Annotated in this window: 13 protein-coding genes; 9 read left to right on the plus strand and 4 right to left on the minus strand. The window is 70.9% G+C overall.

Annotated elements, in window-relative coordinates; all coding sequences use genetic code 11:
- Window positions 1–7: 7 nt before the first annotated feature.
- Window positions 8–526, plus strand: coding sequence for a hypothetical protein (locus tag ACSUPV_RS10780; protein WP_037767795.1), 519 nt, complete (start codon window positions 8–10; stop codon window positions 524–526).
- A gap of 98 nt (window positions 527–624) precedes the next feature.
- On the opposite strand, the gene ACSUPV_RS10785 is transcribed toward ACSUPV_RS10780, so the two are convergent.
- The 3 genes from ACSUPV_RS10785 to eccB are packed head-to-tail and all read right to left on the minus strand — an operon-like array spanning window position 625 to window position 3,724.
- On the minus strand, window positions 625–858 hold the full coding sequence (locus ACSUPV_RS10785; protein WP_359792584.1) for a hypothetical protein: 234 nt from the start codon (window positions 856–858) through the stop codon (window positions 625–627).
- Window positions 859–886: 28 nt separating this feature from the next.
- Entirely contained in the window at window positions 887–2,149 is a 1,263-nt protein-coding gene (gene mycP, locus ACSUPV_RS10790) for a type VII secretion-associated serine protease mycosin (protein WP_436947386.1), read from the minus strand.
- Window positions 2,150–2,197: 48 nt separating this feature from the next.
- A complete protein-coding gene (eccB, locus tag ACSUPV_RS10795) occupies window positions 2,198–3,724 on the minus strand; it encodes a type VII secretion protein EccB (protein ID WP_436947387.1) in 1,527 nt (508 codons plus the stop codon).
- 203 nt (window positions 3,725–3,927) lie between these two features.
- Here eccB and eccE point away from each other — a divergent pair, with 203 nt between their 5' ends.
- From eccE to ACSUPV_RS10835, 8 genes are all read left to right on the plus strand, one after another.
- A complete protein-coding gene (gene eccE, locus ACSUPV_RS10800) occupies window positions 3,928–5,271 on the plus strand; it encodes a type VII secretion protein EccE (protein ID WP_078651069.1) in 1,344 nt (447 codons plus the stop codon).
- A 5-nt stretch (window positions 5,272–5,276) separates the two neighbouring features.
- Window positions 5,277–6,044: a hypothetical protein gene (locus ACSUPV_RS10805; RefSeq protein WP_078651071.1), complete on the plus strand. Its 768-nt coding sequence runs from the start codon at window positions 5,277–5,279 to the stop codon at window positions 6,042–6,044.
- 335 nt (window positions 6,045–6,379) lie between these two features.
- Window positions 6,380–9,721 carry an SCO5717 family growth-regulating ATPase gene (locus ACSUPV_RS10810; protein WP_436947388.1) on the plus strand — a complete coding sequence of 1,114 codons (3,342 nt, stop codon included), beginning with the start codon at window positions 6,380–6,382 and terminating at the stop codon, window positions 9,719–9,721.
- A 296-nt stretch (window positions 9,722–10,017) separates the two neighbouring features.
- Window positions 10,018–11,871 carry an ABC transporter substrate-binding protein gene (locus tag ACSUPV_RS10815; RefSeq protein WP_436947389.1) on the plus strand — a complete coding sequence of 618 codons (1,854 nt, stop codon included), beginning with the start codon at window positions 10,018–10,020 and terminating at the stop codon, window positions 11,869–11,871.
- 18 nt (window positions 11,872–11,889) lie between these two features.
- Window positions 11,890–12,936: an ABC transporter permease gene (locus ACSUPV_RS10820; protein ID WP_436947390.1), complete on the plus strand. Its 1,047-nt coding sequence runs from the start codon at window positions 11,890–11,892 to the stop codon at window positions 12,934–12,936.
- On the plus strand, window positions 12,933–13,847 hold the full coding sequence (locus ACSUPV_RS10825) for an ABC transporter permease (RefSeq protein WP_359792595.1): 915 nt from the start codon (window positions 12,933–12,935) through the stop codon (window positions 13,845–13,847). The genes ACSUPV_RS10820 and ACSUPV_RS10825 overlap by 4 nt, the downstream gene beginning before the upstream one ends.
- Window positions 13,844–14,863, plus strand: coding sequence for an ABC transporter ATP-binding protein (locus ACSUPV_RS10830; protein WP_031118374.1), 1,020 nt, complete (start codon window positions 13,844–13,846; stop codon window positions 14,861–14,863). The genes ACSUPV_RS10825 and ACSUPV_RS10830 overlap by 4 nt, the downstream gene beginning before the upstream one ends.
- Window positions 14,860–15,870, plus strand: coding sequence for an ABC transporter ATP-binding protein (locus tag ACSUPV_RS10835; protein ID WP_031118375.1), 1,011 nt, complete (start codon window positions 14,860–14,862; stop codon window positions 15,868–15,870). The genes ACSUPV_RS10830 and ACSUPV_RS10835 overlap by 4 nt, the downstream gene beginning before the upstream one ends.
- Before the next feature lie 57 nt (window positions 15,871–15,927).
- Here ACSUPV_RS10835 and ACSUPV_RS10840 read toward each other — a convergent pair whose 3' ends face one another.
- Complete coding sequence (locus ACSUPV_RS10840) at window positions 15,928–16,884, minus strand: bifunctional riboflavin kinase/FAD synthetase (protein WP_031118376.1); 957 nt, start codon at window positions 16,882–16,884, stop codon at window positions 15,928–15,930.
- Window positions 16,885–16,958: the final 74 nt, after the last annotated feature.

The raw sequence follows: 16,958 nt of genomic DNA on the forward strand, positions 1-16,958 counted from the left end.
GCGAGGCATGACTGCCGTCGCGGCGATCTCTGTCCTTGCTGCCGCGATGTCCGCATGTGACAGTAATGAGTCCGCCCGCGACTACGCAGTTCCGAAGAAGCTGTGCGGCGTCGCTGTCGACGCCGGAGACCTCGAGCCATTCCTCCCTAACGGCAAGGGCATCACCGTGCGGGACAAGTCCGGCGGTGGGACAAAGGTGTGCGAGGTCGTCGTGGACAACAAGCTAGCCCTAAGGGCCACGCAGGCATGGGTGGAAGAGGGGAAGACCACGGCCTACTTCGCCTCCAGCCAGTCGCTCAAGGCCCCCGAGCATTCGGCTGAAGAGGAACGGTTCCGCTACTCGGGGAACGAGGCCTTTGGAAAGACGGATGGCTGTGTCGACGAGCGACACGGCCAGGAACTGTACACAGCGGTGCAGGCCCAGGGCTCGGACCACAGCGATGCCGAGGCGATGAAGCGGCTCATCACCGCCTATACGAGCGAGGTCGAGGCTTCAGCGGCGTGCAAGGCGGGCGGATTGAAGTGAGATTACGCGCCGCCTCGTCATCCCGAGGGTTCTCCTACTCAGCGGTATGCAGCGCCCACTAGCCGGACACAATTTCACCTGGCTTCTAGGCGTGTCACTTATGGCTGGCCAGCGGAGACGCCGAACCCCTGGATGGCCATGTAGATAAGCATGCCAGCGAGGAACACGAACAGGATACGAGTGATGGTAAAGGCCGAGTCGGGCACTTCTTCAGCTCCTGGGTTGAACCGTCGGCGCCGGTCTCGTACCCACTCTGCCTTGATGCAGGCCATGGCCAGAAAAACGACTGCCAGAACGATGCCCATCAGATTGAGTTTGTCGAGTGCATTCATACTTGTCGCTCCTGCCCTGTCTCAGTCACTAAACGTGCCGTCGCCTACGCGCATCCCGCACGGCGATCGCTGCTCCGCCCAAGCCAGCCACCAGAACCAGCCCCCCGACCACCACGTACGTACCCAACCGCACGTTTCGCTCCTGCTCCGACTCCCCTAGATGGACCGGTTCCACCGACGGCGCCACGCCCGTCGCCACGCCGCTCTCGGGCTTTGGGGACTCCACCGGGTTGGCAGGGTCAATGTCCGTCACCGCCTTGACCGGGTCCACCACCCCCCACCCGACCAGCCGGTCCCGGCCGGGGATCGTGCGTTCCGCTGTCTGTTGGATCTGGGCGACGACCTGCTGGGCCGTCCAGTTGGGGTGTTTCGCCTTCAGGAGCGCTGCCACTCCGGCCACATAAGGGGCCGAGAAGCTGGTGCCGTTGTCGGAACAATGGCCGTCACCGGGGACGGTGGAGATCATGTCGACACCAGGGGCGGCCACGCCCACGAACTCGCCCGACTGGGAAAAGGACGCGCGCTCGTTGTTGCGGTCCGAGGAGGCCACCGCGAGGACCCCTTTGAATGACGCCGGATAGGTGATCTTGACGTTGCCGCCGAGGCCGTCGTTGCCCGCTGAAGCAACCACAACCACCTTGTGGTCGAGAGCGTAATCGACGGCTTGCTTCAGGCTGGCCTCAGGCCTGACCGCGTTGGCCGTGTCCTGGGAGATGTTGATGACGTCGGCACCCGCGTCCACGGCGTAGCGAATGGACAGGGCCAGATACTCGGCCGTCCCGTTGCCCTGGGCGTCGTTTTGTTGGATGGGGATGATCGTGGCCTCAGGAGCGAGGCCGACGAAGCCGGTCCCCTTGGCCGGGCGGGCGGCGATGATGCCGGCCACCCGCGTGCCGTGGCCGACGGTGTCCGTCGTGCCTTGCTCGTTGCCGCGTTCGATCTTCTCGCCCTTGGCGTTCTTCGGTGGGAGGAAGTTCTTGCCCTTGGAGACGTCGACAGCACGGACGAGTTGGGGGTTCTTGACGTCGACGCCGGTGTCGATCACCGCTACCTGGGCTCCCTTGCCCTTCGTCTCCGCCCAGAGCTCGTCGAGGTTGACCCGCTGCAGCGACCACGGGCGGCCCTCGTACTTCTTCGAGGGGAATGTGCACTGGCCGCTGTCGTCCGCTCGTGCCACGGGTGCCAGAAGGGTGAGATGCGCCGTGGCCGCGAAAGAGGTCGTGGTGACCAGGGCCGCCGCGACCGTACATCCCCTCCGCGCTGCCAGGGTCTTACGCGCCTTGGGCCTCATGTCGCCCTCTCCTCAGCATGAGTTCGCTCTCCTACGGGACTGCGTCGGCTACGAACCCTGTGGCTGCCGCGCCGCCGCCTCCGACAGGCGTGGTCCGGTCGGCAGGAACGTCGACCACTCCGCCGGGACAGGAGCCGGGTCGACCTGCTCATAACCCAGCCGGGTCTGGGCGATCTTGGCTTCCGTCAGCTCCTGCTGACGCTGCTCGGCGGAGGTTCCGATGCCTTTGTCGTCGCTCGCGCTGTCACTGTTGGACTGCAGGGCATAGCGCAGGCCGGTGTCGGTGACCAGGAAGACGCTGCCTGCCTTGGTCTCCTTGCCCTTGAACTGGCGGTAGAGCTGGCCGGAGCCCGGGGTGACGTAAGCGCTGGACGACCCGGTGGGCAGCTGCGCGGGGAAGTCGGTGCCCACCCAGGTGGACAAGGTGGTCGCGCCGCTGCCGACGTCGACCGAGCGCAGGACGTTGCAGACGGTGTTGCGCCCGCTCGTCGCGCTGGCGCCGTCGTTGACCGTCCTCGGCTTGTACGCCGGCCACTTCTTGCTGCCCATGAAGGTCGTGCTCTCCACGACCGCACCGGGGCTGACCTGCTGTGCCTCGCCCGCCTGCCCGACGGCTACCAGGTCGCTGCTGTTGAGCAGCAGCGTAGCGGTGAACTCGGAGATGCGGGCTACGCGGCCGGGCAGTACGACGTAGTACTGCATCCTCGTTCCGTCATAGGCCTTGATGACCATGCCCACCTTGTCGTACTCCCCGAGGCTGTCGGAGGCGCCTGCCGCCTGGCCCGGCGTGCCCTCGACCGTCGGAATCGAAAGCGGGTCACCCGTGCGCAGGGTGTCGAGCCACTCCTGTGACACCCGCTGCGGGGCGCGGCTCCGGGTGTCGAGAGCTTTGAGGAGTTCCTTGTCGGTCGGGTCGGCGATCCGGTACGCGTAGCCACGGGAGTCGATGACGTACTGGGTCCTGCCGTCCGGGCCGACGACGTACATCAGGTCGCCCCTGGCGAGCTTGTTGCCGCCCTCGGTCCTGGACCACTCCTTCTCGGCGAGGACGAATGCCGCCTTCTGAATGGCACGGCCGCCGTCTGCGGGACGCTCGCAGACCATCCAGCGCTTGGGGGCCTCCGCCTCGCCGCCGGACGGCAGCCGGTCTGGGGCGTACGGGATGCCGATCGTGGCGCCGTGCGGCGGTTTGCCGCTGTCCAGGACCTTCTCGTCGACGGTGATGACGCTGGTCTTGCTCGGCTCCAGGAGCAGCTTGGCGGACGCCATGTTGAGCACCGGGTGCAGCTGCTTCTCGCCGCCCGTTTCCAGCACGACGTACCGCGTGGTCGAGTCACTCGCGACGATGACGTGCTCACCCGGCTCGTCCCAGCCTCGGGGGGCCGTCGGGCTGAACAGGCCGACGGCCCCGAACACCGCGAGGACCACCACGCCGACGACGGTGCCGGGCCAGACCGCGCTCAGTGGCTTGGGTGCTCCCTCCTCCGAACCCGAAGGCGAGGGACGCAGAAAGGATGCGAGTGTGCGGCGCTTCGCGAAGGTATAGGCGTTGAGTTCGTCACGCCGTGATGCCATGTTGTCCGCTCACTCCTCGTGCGGAGCCATGGGGCACGTCAAGATCCGTCCCCCGGCTTTCGGTTCCCTCTGCTGCCTCGGTTGTCAGCTCCGGCCCCTACTATGCCTGTTGCGTGGGCCTACGTGCGGCACGGGTAGGGTGCCATGGGCCCCAAGAGGCTTGCGCTGCGCTGGATTCGGGATCATTCGGGGGTTTGTGAGTGATGGCTTCCGCACCGCGGGCCAGGTCGCGGTCGCAATCGGGGTCGCGTCCGCGCAGCGTCGGCCGACCAGGCCCCCAGGGCTCCGCACCGGCCACGCCTGACAGGGCGGCGACCGGCAGCACCGTCACACCTACCTTGAGGGCGCGCTCGAATCGCGGTGGCTCGTTCGCGGTGCAGCGGCTCGTACTGCTGGAGCTGGCGGCGGCGCTCGTGGTCGGCGGCTGGTGCATCGGCACCTACGCGCTGGTCCCGGCTGCCGCTGTCGCCGCCCTGCTCGTGGCACTCGCGTTCGTACGTCGCCGTGGACGCTCCCTGCCCGAGTGGCTGGCGTCCGTGCAGGCCTTGCGATCCCGTCGCCGGAGTGCCGCGAACTCACCGGCACCTCCCGGCACCGACTCCGGTCTTGTCCCTGCCGTCGAGTGCGTCCCGAGCCTGCGCACGTACAGCTACAGCCGTGGCGACGACCGGCGGCCGGTCGGCATGGTGGGTGACGGGGCCTTCCTGACTGTGGTGCTCCAGGTCGAGGCGGACGCCGGTGCCCTGCGCGCCGAACTGAGCCGCAGGCCGCTGCCCGTGGCCCACGTGCGGGACGCATTGGAGGTGGACGGGATACGTCTGGAGTCGGCGCAGATCGTGGTGCACACCCAGCCCGCTCCCGCCCCGCATCTGCCGCAGCAGTCGGTCGTGGTGACCAACTACACGCAGCTGCAAGCGCAAGTCGCCTCACCTGCCGTCAGGATCATGTGGGTCGCGCTGAAACTGGATCCCGAGCTGTGCCCGGAAGCGGTGGCCGCGCGCGGGGGCGGACTCCTGGGGGCGCAGAAGTGCCTTTCCCGGGCGGGGGAACACCTGTCGAGCCGACTGACCGGTGCCGGATTCCGCGCAACCCTTCTCACGGAGGAGGAATTGACGGCCGCCATCGCCACCTCCGTGTGTGCCAACCCGATGGTGACCGCCCAGGCCGAGCGTGGCGAGGCACCGCATCGGCGAACCGAAGAATCCAGCCGTAGCTGGCGCTGCGACAACCGTCGGCACACCACCTATTGGGTGCGCCGCTGGCCTCCCCTGGGAGGGGCGGGTGCTGCGCCGGCGCAGTTGGTGGCATCGTTGACCTCGGTTCCCGCACTGGCGACGACGTTCAGCCTCACGCTGGCCCGGGGCGGGCATCAAGAGGTGACGGTGGCAGGACACCTGCGCATCACAGGCAGAAGCAGTGATGAACTGACGGCTGCCCGGCGTGATGTCGAGCATGCGGCACGGCAGGCCCGGGTCGGGCTCGCCCGTCTGGACCGCGAACAGCTCCCTGGCGTTCTCGCCACTCTGCCGCTCGGAGGGGCCCGCTGATGGGCATGACGACACCGACTGTGCCCTCGCCTCGAACCGGCGGCGAGCCACACACTCCCGGCTTCGGACAGCGACTGCGCACGGGCTTCGGTCTGCTCGGCCCTCGGCACCCGCGGCACTCACTGTCGGCGGAAGAGATAGACGTCCTGTCCCTGCCCGTGGGCGACGACGGCGTGGTGGTCGGAGTGAACACCGAGGGCCAGCCCGCCGTGCTCGGGGTGAATCGTCCTTCGCCCTACGGTGTCGTGCTCATCGGTGGCCTGTGGACGGCCCAGGTCCTCGCTCTGCGCTCAGCGGCCACGGGTGCCCGTGTCGCCGTCGAGACGGGACGCCCGCAGGCCTGGGCACGGATGGTGCATGCCTTGGGCGGCGGGCAGAACGGCCTGTCGGTGTACGACGTCGGCCGGGTGCCCCCGCAAGGTGCCTCAGCGGGTACGCCGGTGCTGGTGGTGCGAGATTGCGGTATGCGCCCGCCGCGTGGACGGGTCGTGTCAGGCCCTTGGCAGTCGGTGCTGACCTTGCTGCCGTATCTGAGCCCCGTCGCCCCGCGACTGATTCGGCAGGCACAGCTCGTCGGTGTGCAGCGGGTCTCGCCCGACGAGGCGGCGGAGCTGGGCCGCACCTTGGCTCTGCCTCAGGGTGACGTGGGGTCGCTGCCTACGCTGCCCGACGGGGTCACGCTGTGGTGTGCCGATGGCGACCGCCAGTATGTGACTACGCAGCCCACGGATACCGAGACCGGGCTCCTGGGCACCCCGCGGCGAATTGACTGACGTCACGTCTCCCTGGGCTGAACGTTCCCGTCCGGTTTATACCCATTGAGCAGTGAGCGTACATCCCGTATGCGTCGCTTGTGGCAATCGGCTGTGGATGGAGAGGTGGGCGGGCCTGACGCGTTCGGGTCGGTCGTGATTAGGCTGGGACGGGGCGCGACGTCACAACCCGTGGAGTGGGCGTCGGTGCCCCAGGGGGAGAGCGGGGAAGCCTGTGCAGCGGACTGCCTCGGACGACCTCGATACGCCGCAAACGACTTCGCACGACGCCGGACGACAAGCAAGGGTCGCCCCAGCACGGCATGAGGGTGCTCGACCACACCAGGAGGAACACTGTGAGCAGCGATCGGGACGGGATCCGCGGGGGCTGGGCGACACCCGGCGATGACCAGCCCGACGCGGAATCCGACGTCGAGATGACCGGCGAGTTCACCATCGACTATGCGCCGCCCGCCTGGTACACGCAGAACGCCTCGGGGAGTTCGGGCTCGGGGCAGGGCGCGGGAGCGTCCGAGGAGTCCAGCGCGTCGGGGGCGGCCGCGGATTCCGGGGCTGCGAAGGGGCCGGTGCCGCCGTTGCCGGGGCTGACTCCGCCGCCGCATGCCCATCCTGGTGGGGCCGCGTCCTCCCCGTCGTCCCCTCAGGGGCAGGGCTCCGCCCCCGCTCCGGCTCCCGGGGCGCCCTTCACTCCGCCCGTGCCACCGCCCGCTCCGGGCGCCCCTTTCACGCCTCCCGCGCCCGCGCCGGGTGTGCCCTTTGCGCCGCCGTCGCCTCCCACGCCTCCCGCGCCGTCCGCCGGAGGGTCGGCCGCCATGCCCAAGCTTCCGATGGGAAGCGGTTTCGAGCCGCAGGGGTCGCAGCCGCAGCCCCAGGGGCAGATCGAGGGGCCCGCGGCCGACGGGCCCGCGTCTTCGGCCGCTGTGCCGAACTTCCCCGGGGGATACCAGGCGCAGTGGCCGCCGTCGACTCCTCCGGCGGCGGCTCCCGAGGCTCCGCCCGCTGCTCCAACTGCTCCCGAGGCTCCAGTCGCTCCCCCCGTTCCGGCTGCTTTTCCTTCCGCCTCCGAGGAGAGGGAGTCGGAGAGCAGTGATCCGGAGAGCGGCGCCACCATGCGCTTCTCCGCCGTCGCTCTGAAGCGGGAGATCGCGGAGCGTGCCGCCGCGGCGGAGGCGCGCCTGGACTCGGTGGACGCGGGCCGGGACGAGGACAAGGACGAAGACAAGGACGGAGCCGACCCGGTCGCTTCCGGCTCGACCGACGAAGCACTCGAGCCGGGTGGGGACTCCGGCGGTGATGTCGAGGGTGCGCGCTCCGACGCCGACGAGGACGGCACCGGGGCGACCGAGGGAGAGGCCCCCGTCGCAGCTTCCCCGGTGGACGCCGACGACTCCGTGTCGCGGGATGACGCGCCCGGGGACGCGGTGCTCGCAGCGAAGGCGCCCGAGGCGTCCGCGGACGCGGTGGCCGAGGACCAGACCCCGACGGCCCCCGAGCCGGACGACGCGCAGCCCGCCGACACCGAGTCCGCCGACGCCGAGTCCCCCGACGCCCATGCCGCGGACGCCGCGGACACCCCGCCCGCCGATGCCGCGTCCGAGGACACCGGGCCGGCGGACACCGCTGCGCAGGAGGCTACGGATACCGCTGCACAGGAGGCTCCCGACGCCCAGTCGGCCTGGACGCCCCCGGCCCCGCACGGCATGCCGCCGCTGCCGCCGTCGTACCAGCCGGCCGCCCCGGCGCCCGCGGGCCAGTGGCCCGCACAGCAGCATCCCCAGCCGCAGGCACAGCCCGCGGACCCGAACGCGCCCGCGCAGCCGCAGCCGCAGCCGCAGCCGACGGCCGCGCAGGGGCAGCCGCCGGTGCCGCCCCAGCCGTCGGTGCCGGCTCAGCAGCCGCCGTTCCAGCCGCAGGCGCCGCAGCCCGCGCCCGCCGCCTGGAACCAGCCGGCCGCGCCGAACCAGCCGCCCGCTCAGCCCACACCGCAGCCCGGTGGCTACGGCTTCCCCCAGCCGGGAGCCCCGGCCGCGCCCGACGCCCAGGGCGGCTACGGCTTCCCGCACCCCGGCGCGCAGCCCCCGGCCCAGCAGCCCGGCACCCCGCAGGGCGGCTACGGCTTCCCGCAGCAGGGCGCCCCCGCCCCTGGCGCACCCACCCCTCAGGACGGCTACGGCTTCCCGCACCCCGGTGCCCCCAACGCCCAGGGCGGTTACGGCTTCCCCCACCCCGGCGCGCAGCCCCCGGCCCAGCAGCCCGGCGTGCCCCCGCAGGCCCAGTCGCAGCCCGGCGGGCAGCCCCAGCAGCCTGTGGACCCCCGTACCGGCGCGGCCTGGCCGCAGCCCATGCAGCACGACCAGCGGCAGCCGACCAACCCCGGTGCCGCGCCGCTCGGTTACACCGCTGCGGTGGAGCTGTCGTCCGACCGGCTCCTCAACAGCAAGAAGCAGAAGGCGAAGAGCAGCCGTCCGGCGGCCGGCGGTGGCCGGTTCAAGCTCGGCGGGAAGAAGGAGGAGGCCGAGCGGCAGCGGAAGCTGGAGCTGATCCGCACGCCCGTGCTGTCCTGCTACCGGATCGCCGTGATCAGCCTCAAGGGCGGTGTCGGCAAGACGACCACGACCACCGCGCTGGGCTCCACGCTCGCCACCGAGCGACAGGACAAGATCCTCGCGATCGACGCCAACCCGGACGCGGGCACCCTCGGGCGCCGTGTGCGGCGGGAGACCGGGGCCACCATCCGTGACCTCGTCCAGGCGATCCCGTACCTCAACTCGTACATGGACATCCGACGATTCACGTCCCAGGCGCCGTCCGGGCTGGAGATCATCGCCAACGACGTCGACCCGGCCGTGTCCACGACGTTCAACGACGAGGACTACCGGCGCGCGATCGACGTGCTGGGCAAGCAGTACCCGGTGATCCTCACCGACTCCGGCACCGGTCTGCTCTACAGCGCCATGCGCGGTGTGCTGGACCTCGCCGACCAGCTCATCATCATCTCGACGCCGTCCGTGGACGGGGCGAGCAGTGCGAGCACGACCCTGGACTGGCTGTCGGCGCACGGGTACGCCGACCTCGTCTCGCGGTCCATCACCGTCATCTCCGGGGTGCGCGAGACCGGCAAGATGATCAAGGTCGAGGACATCGTGTCGCACTTCGAGACGCGCTGCCGGGGCGTCATCGTCGTGCCGTTCGACGAGCACCTCGCCGCCGGTGCCGAGGTCGACCTCGACATGATGCGGCCGAAGGTGCGGGAGGCGTACTTCAACCTGGCGGCGATGGTCGCCGAGGACTTCGTCCGGCACCAGCAGTCGCACGGGCTGTGGACCTCCGACGGCAACCCGCCGCCGGTGGCCGCCCCGCCGCTGCCCGGCCAGCCCGTCCCGCCCCAGGCTCCGTACCCGGGACAGCAGCCGGCTCCCGGCCAGCAGATCCCCGGGCAGCCCGGCCCGTACCCCCAGCAGCCGGGCCAGCCGTACGCCCAGCCGGGCCAGCCCCCGGCCCAGCCGGGCCAGCCGTACCCGCAGGCCGCGGGACAGCCGCCCTACCCGCAGCCGGGACAGCCCGGGCAGCCCCCGGCCGGGCCCCCGCAGCCGGGCTACGGCTACCCGCAGCCCGGTCAGCCGGGGTACCCGGCCCAGCCCGACGGGCAGACGCCGCCTCCGCCCCCGACGCAGTAATCGGCTCACCCGATCGGCCCCTTTCGAGGGGCCGGTCCCCTGTCAGGCCCGCGCCGTCCCGACTCGGCGCGGGCCTCGGCGCGTTCAGGGGCGAAATCCGTTGCCAGGCCCTGGCCAGGAGCGCTTCAGTGGTCTCGACCAATGGGCACGAAAAGCTCGCCAATTCGTTATTTCCGCAGGCCACAAGGGGTGAACGCGCCGTTGACGAGTGGGAACGGCCGCTGATACACACTCAGCATCCACTGACAGCTGATCAACCCGTCCTTCCCGTCCGAGCGATGACGCGAGGTCCGCCCATGGGCACGAACGATCAGACACGCAGCCTCCCGCGCGGCCTCCGGCTCGTCGCCGCGGCCGGGGCGGCCGCCCTCACCCTCACGGCCGGGCTCGCCACCCCGCTCGACCCGGCGCCCCGGCAGGCCCGGGCGGCCGACGACGGCAAGAAGGTGCTGACCGTCGCGGTGGCGCAGAGCGTGGACTCGCTCAGCCCGTTCCTGGCGGTGCGGCTGCTCAGCACGAGCATCCACCGGCTCATGTACGAGTACCTGACGAACTACGACCCCAAGGACAACCACGCCATCCCGGGCCTGGCCACCAAGTGGGAGTCGTCGCCGGACAAGCTGACCTGGACGTACACGATCCGCTCGAACTCGAAGTGGTCGGACGGTGAGCAGGCCACCGCCGAGGACGCGGCGTGGACGTTCAACAAGATGATGACCGACTCCGGCGCGGCCACGGCGAACGGCAGCTACGTCGGGAACTTCAGGAAGGTCACGGCGCCGAGCCCGACCCGACTGGTCATCGAGCTGAAGAAGCCGCAGGCCACGATGACCGCGCTCGACGTGCCGATCGTGCCGAAGCACGTGTGGGAGAAGGTCTCGGACTTCTCGGAGTTCAACAACGACAAGAGCTTCCCGGTCGTCGGCAACGGGCCGTTCGTGCTGACCGGCTACAAGCCCGACAGCTACGTCCGCCTCAAGGCCAACGAGAGCTTCTGGCGCGGTGCACCCAAGTTCGACGAGCTGGTCTTCCGCTACTACAAGGACCAGGACGCCGCCGTCTCGGCCCTGCGCAAGGGCGAGGTCTCCTTCGTCGCCGGGTCGCCGTCGCTGACGCCCGCTCAGGCGGAGTCCCTGGAGGGTACGGAGAACGTCAAGGTCAACGACGCCCCCGGCCGCCGCTTCTACGCCCTCGCCACCAACCCGGGCGCGAAGGCGAAGAACGGCGAGAAGTTCGGCGACGGCCACCCCTCCCTGCTGGACCGGAGGGTGCGCCACGCGCTGTTCATGGCCGTGGACCGCGAGGCCATCATCGACAAGGTGTTCCGGGGCCACGCCGTCGAGGGCGAGGGCTACATCCCGCCGCGCTTCTCGCAGTACTTCTGGAAGCCGTCCGCGAGCCAGAAGCTGGCCTACGACCCGGCGAAGGCCGCTGAGCTGCTCGACCGGGCGGGGTACCGGAAGAACGGCGACGGCAAGCGCGTCGGCAAGGACGGCAAGCCCATCACCTACCGCGTCCTGTGCCACGCCACCGACCCGAACGACAAGGCGGTCGGCAAGTACCTCCAGGAGTGGTGGGGCGACCTCGGCATCGGCGTCCGCCTCGAATGCCTGGACAACGTGACCGACCCGTGGCTCGCCGGCAAGTACGACCTGGCGTTCGACGGGTGGTCCGTGAACCCCGACCCTGACTTCGTGCTGTCCATCCACACCTGCGGGGCGCTCCCGGCGACCCCCAAGGACACGGGCGCGACGGACAACTTCATCTGCGACAAGCAGTACGACGAGCTCTACGCCCGGCAGCTCGCCGAGTACGACCCCGCCAAACGGGCGGACATCGTCAAGCAGATGGAGTCGCGGCTGTACGACCTCGGGTACATGAACGTCATGGCGTACCCGAACGCGGTCGAGGCGTACCGGACGGACCAGATCAAGTCGATCACGACGATGCCGGCGAAGGCGGGCAACATCTACGGCCAGGACGGCTACTGGAGCTGGTGGTCGGCGGTGCCGGCGGACGCGGGCGGCTCGTCGGACAACGCGTCCTCGACGGGGGTCGTGGTCGGGATCGTCGCGGGTGTCGTGATCCTCGGCGGTCTCGGCGTCTTCGCGGCGATGCGGCGGCGGGCCACCGCCGAGGACCGCGAGTAGAGCGGCGAACGGACACCCATGACCGCTGACGCGACCCCCGCGCTGGTCGAGGACAGGCAGACGGCCGCCGGGCCACGGGTACGCGAGCGCTCCGCGTACCCGCGGTACCTGGCCGGCAAGGTGGCCGGTGCGGCCGTGTCGCTGCTGGCCGTCCTCGTGACCAGTTTCTTCCTCTTCCGGCTGATCCCCGGCGACCCGGTGAAGACCATGACCGGCGGCCGCCAGGTCTCGGCCGAACAGCTGGCCGCCTACCGTGAGGAGTTCGGGCTCGACCTGCCGTTGTGGCGGCAGTTCACCGACTACTGCGGCAAGGCCCTCACGGGTGACTTCGGGACGTCGTACCAGTTCCGCGCGCCCGTGGTCGACAAGATCACGGAGGCGCTGCCGAACACCCTGCTGCTCACCGGCACGGCCTTCGTCCTGTACACCGCGCTCGGCATCTTCCTGGGCACGCGCTCGGCCTGGCGGCGCGGCGGGCTCGGCGACCGGGTCAACACCGGCCTGGCGCTGACCCTGTACTCCGTCCCGTCCTTCTGGCTCGGGCTGCTGCTGATCATCGTGTTGTCGGTGGGCATCGGCCCGCTGCCGGGCCTGTTTCCGACCGGCGGCATGGAGTCGGGCGGCGAGGAGGGCTTCGCCTACGTCCTCGACGTCGCGCACCACCTGGTGCTGCCGGTGGTGACGCTGGTGGCGGTGGAGTACGGGCAGACGTTGCTGGTCACGCGGTCGGCGCTGCTGGACGAGATGGGCAGCGACTATCTGACGACCGCGCGGGCCAAGGGGCTGCGCGACGACCTCGTGCGCCGCCGGCACGCCGTGCCGAACGCGCTGCTGCCGACCGTGACGCTGATCTGCATCAACCTCGGCCGGACGGTGGCGGGCGTGATCCTGGTGGAGACGGTGTTCTCCTGGCCGGGCCTGGGCGGGCTGTTCTACCAGGCGCTGAGCGTGCCCGACCTGCCGCTGGTGCAGGGCCTGTTCTTCGTGTTCGCCGCCGCGGTGATCCTGATGAACACACTCGCCGACCTGGTCTATCCGCTGCTGGACCCCCGGGTGGCCCGATGACGACGTCGACCGGCACGGGCACCGGCCCGCGCGCCCTCGCCCGGCAGCGCCGCCGGGCCTCCGTCGCCCGCTTCTGGCGGCAGTACCGCGCGGAGCGGGCGGGGCTGTACGGACTGGCCGTGCTCGCCCTGTGCGCGCTGCTGGCGCTGTTCGCACCCCTGTTCGTCGGCTCGGACGTGAGCAGCGTGACCGACGCGCCGGGGCGTCCGATGCAGAGCCCGAGCGCCGAGTTCCCGCTCGGCACCGACCAGTTCGGGCGGGACCTGCTGGGTCTGGTGATCTGGGGCTCGCGGGTGTCGCTGCTGGTCGGGCTGCTCGCGGCCGTGCTGTCGGTGGCGATCGGCACGCTGATCGGGGTCACGGCCGGGCACTTCAAGGGCTGGTACGCGACGGTGATGATGCGCGTGACCGACTGGTTCCTGGTCATGCCGACCCTGGTGCTGGCGATCGCCCTGGCGACCGTGATGTCCCGCTCGCTGACCACGACCGTCATCGCGATCGGCGTCACCACCTGGCCGACCACGGCCCGCCTGGTGCGCGCGCAGACCCTCGCCGTGGAGACCCGGCCTTACATCGAGCGGGCGAGGGCGCTCGGCGGCGGCCACTGGCACATCATGTCCCGGCACGTCCTGCCGAACGTGATGCCGTTGGTGCTGGCCCAGACGACCCTGATCATCTCCTCGGCCATCCTCGCCGAGGCGACGCTCGCCTTCCTCGGCCTCGGGGATCCGACGGTCGTCTCGTGGGGCGGGCTGCTCCAGGACGCGCGGGAGGCGGGCGCGGTCAGTGCCGGGGACTGGTGGTACCTGGTGCCGCCGGGCATCGCCATCGCCGTGGTGGCGCTGGCGTTCACGCTGTGCGGACGGGCCGTGGAGGCTGTCCTCAACCCCAGGCTGGGGGTGTCGCGTTGAGTCTGCTCGACGTCAGGAACCTGACCGTGACGTATCCGGGCGGGGCCGCCGCCGTGCGTGGGGTGGACCTGCGCCTGGACGCGGGGCGCAAGCTCGGCCTGGCCGGGGAGTCCGGCTGCGGCAAGTCCACGCTGGCCCTGGCCCTGCTGCGGCTGCTGCCGTCCGGGACCCGTATCAGCGGGGAGGTCCTGCTCGACGGCGAGGACGTGCTGACCATGAAGTGGGGCCGGGTGCGGGCGGTGCGCTGGGCCGGGGCCTCGGTCGTCTTCCAGGGCGCGATGCACTCGCTGAACGCCGTGCACCGCATCGGCGACCAGATCGCCGAGCCGATCCTGCTGCACGGGAAGGCGACCCAGGCGGGCGCCAAGAAGAAGACCGGCGAGCTGCTGGAGCAGGTCGGCCTGCCCGCGGCCCGCGCCGACGCCTACCCGCACGAGCTGTCCGGCGGGCAGCGCCAGCGCGTCATGATCGCCATGGCGCTGGCCTGCGACCCGCGGCTGATCATCGCGGACGAGCCGACCACCGCGCTCGATGTGATGATCCAGGCACAGATCCTGCGGCTCATCGAGCAGCTGGTCGCGGACCAGGACCTCGGCCTGATCATGATCAGCCACGACCTGGCGGTCCTCGCCGACACCTGCGACCGGCTGGCGGTGATGTACGCGGGCCGGGTGGTCGAGGAGGGCCCGGCGGCCCAGGTGTACGAGGACGCCCGGCACCCGTACGCCCGGGCCCTGTCGGCCGCGTTCCCGCGCATCGGCGACCCGGCCTCCCGGTTCGCGCCGCAGGGGCTCGCGGGCGACCCGCCCGACCCGGCCGCGCTGCCGTCCGGCTGCACGTTCCATCCGCGGTGCCCGGTGGCACTGGAGTCGTGCGCCGAGCAGGACCCGGCGCTCCGGGAGGCGGGGCCGGGGCGGCGGGCGGCGTGCGTCCTGGTCGGGCCGCCGCCGGACGAGCCTCACACGGGGCCTCAGGATCCGGAAACGCTGGAGGAAGCGAGGCCCACCACGCCATGACCCTCTCCCCCACGGCCCCCGACGTCACCACGGCACCCCTGCTGAGCGCCCAGGGCCTGCACGTCACCTTCCCCGGCCGGCACGGCGGCCCCCCGGCCCGCGCGGTGGACGGCGTCGACCTCGACATCCGGCCCGGCGAGATCGTCGCCCTCGTCGGCGAGTCCGGCTGCGGCAAGACGACTCTGGCGCGCAGCCTGCTGGGCCTGGTCGAGCCGACCGCGGGCCGGGTCACCTTCGACGGCCACCCCCTGGACTACTCGGGCCGCTCCCTCAAGGCCTACCGCAAGCGCGTCCAGCTGGTCCTCCAGGACCCGAGCGGCTCGCTCAACCCCCGGCACACGGTGTACGACGCGGTCGCCGAGGGCCTGCGCATCCACGGCTTCACAGGCGACGAGCGCACGGCGGTCGCCGAGGCGCTGTCCCGGGCCGGCCTGCGCCCCCCGGAGCGCTTCTTCCTGCGTTACCCGCACGAGCTGTCCGGCGGACAGCGCCAGCGGGTCGTCATCGCGGGCGCACTCGTCCTGGAACCCGAACTCCTCGTCGCCGACGAGCCGGTGGCGTCCCTCGACGCCTCCGTGCGCGGCGAGATCCTCGCCCTGCTGCTCCGGCTGCGCACCGACCTCGGCCTGTCCGCGCTGGTCGTCACCCACGACCTGGGTCTGGCGTGGAACATCGCGGACCGGGTCGCCGTGATGTACCTGGGCCGGATCGTGGAGACGGGGGCGGTGGAGCAGGTGCTCACGGCACCGCGGCATCCCTACACCCAGGCCCTGCTGTCGGTCCTGCCGGAGGCCCCGGGCGACCCGGTCGTGCTCACCGGCGAGCCCCCGGACCCGTCACGCGTGCCGTCCGGCTGCCGCTTCCACGCCCGCTGCCAGGTCCTGGCGAGCGGCGAGGCGGAGCGGGCGGGCGTGGCGGACGCGTGCAGGGGCCAGGACGTGGCGGTGCTGAGCGGGGACGGGGAGTCACAGGTCGCTTGTCACTGGGCGGTTTCGCAGCTCCCCTAGGGGCGCGGGGAACTGCGCGAGCGGCCACACACCGCCCGCGGACGGCGTACGGCGGAACTAGGCAGACCGCTCTGCCGCCTCCACCAGCGCCCCGCACTTCTTGACGTCCTCGGACATCTGCTCCATGAGAGCCTCGAGCGTGTCGAACTTCGCCTGCCCCCGCACGAACGCCAGGAAGTCGACCGCGACATGCAGCCCGTAAAGATCCAGCCCGACCCGGTCGATGGCATACGCCTCGACCGTCCGCTCGGTCCCCTCGAACTGCGGGTTCGTGCCGACGGAGATCGCCGCCGGCATCGCCTCCCCCTGGGCGTGCAGCCACCCGGCGTACACACCGTCGGCCGGGACGGCCGTGTGCGGCAGCGTCTCCACGTTGGCGGTCGGGAAGCCCAGTTCACGCCCGCGCTGGGCGCCCCGGACGACGACGCCCTCCACCCGGTGCGGCCGGCCCAGGATCTCCGCGGCGCCCTCGACGTCGCCCTCGGCGACCAGACGCCGGGTCAGGGTGGAGGAGAACGGCTCGCCGCCGCCCGCCTCGCCGGTCACGTACAGGTCGACGACCTCGACTTCGAAGTCGTAGGTCTTGCCCTGCGTGGCGAGGAACTCCACGTTGCCCGCGGCCTTGTGACCGAAGCGGAAGTTGGGGCCCTCGACGACCACCTTGGCGTGCAGCTTGTCGACGAGCACCTTGGCGACGAAGTCGGCCGGGGACAGCTTCGAGAACTCGGTCGTGAAGGGGAGGATGAGGACCGCGTCCACGCCGAGGTCCGCCATGAGTTCGGCGCGGCGGTGGTGCGGGGCGAGCAGCGGCGGGTGGCTGCCGGGGCGGACGACTTCGCTGGGGTGCGGGTCGAAGGTGACGACGACGGCGGGCACGCCCAGCTTCCGCGCGCGGTCCACGGCATGCCGGATGATCAGCTGGTGTCCGCGGTGGACTCCGTCGTAGGAGCCGATGGTGACGACGCTGCGCCCCCAGTCCTGGGGGATGTCCTCCAAGCCACGCCAGCGCTGCACTGTGCCTGCTCCTTGTCGAAAGCTCGTCGAACCCATGTCCGGTCGGTTGTCCGTGTTGCCTCGTGCGCAGGTCT

It is taken from the genome of Streptomyces sp. SudanB52_2052, assembly GCF_964272415.1.
GTDB classification, from domain to species: Bacteria; Actinomycetota; Actinomycetes; order Streptomycetales; family Streptomycetaceae; genus Streptomyces; species Streptomyces olindensis.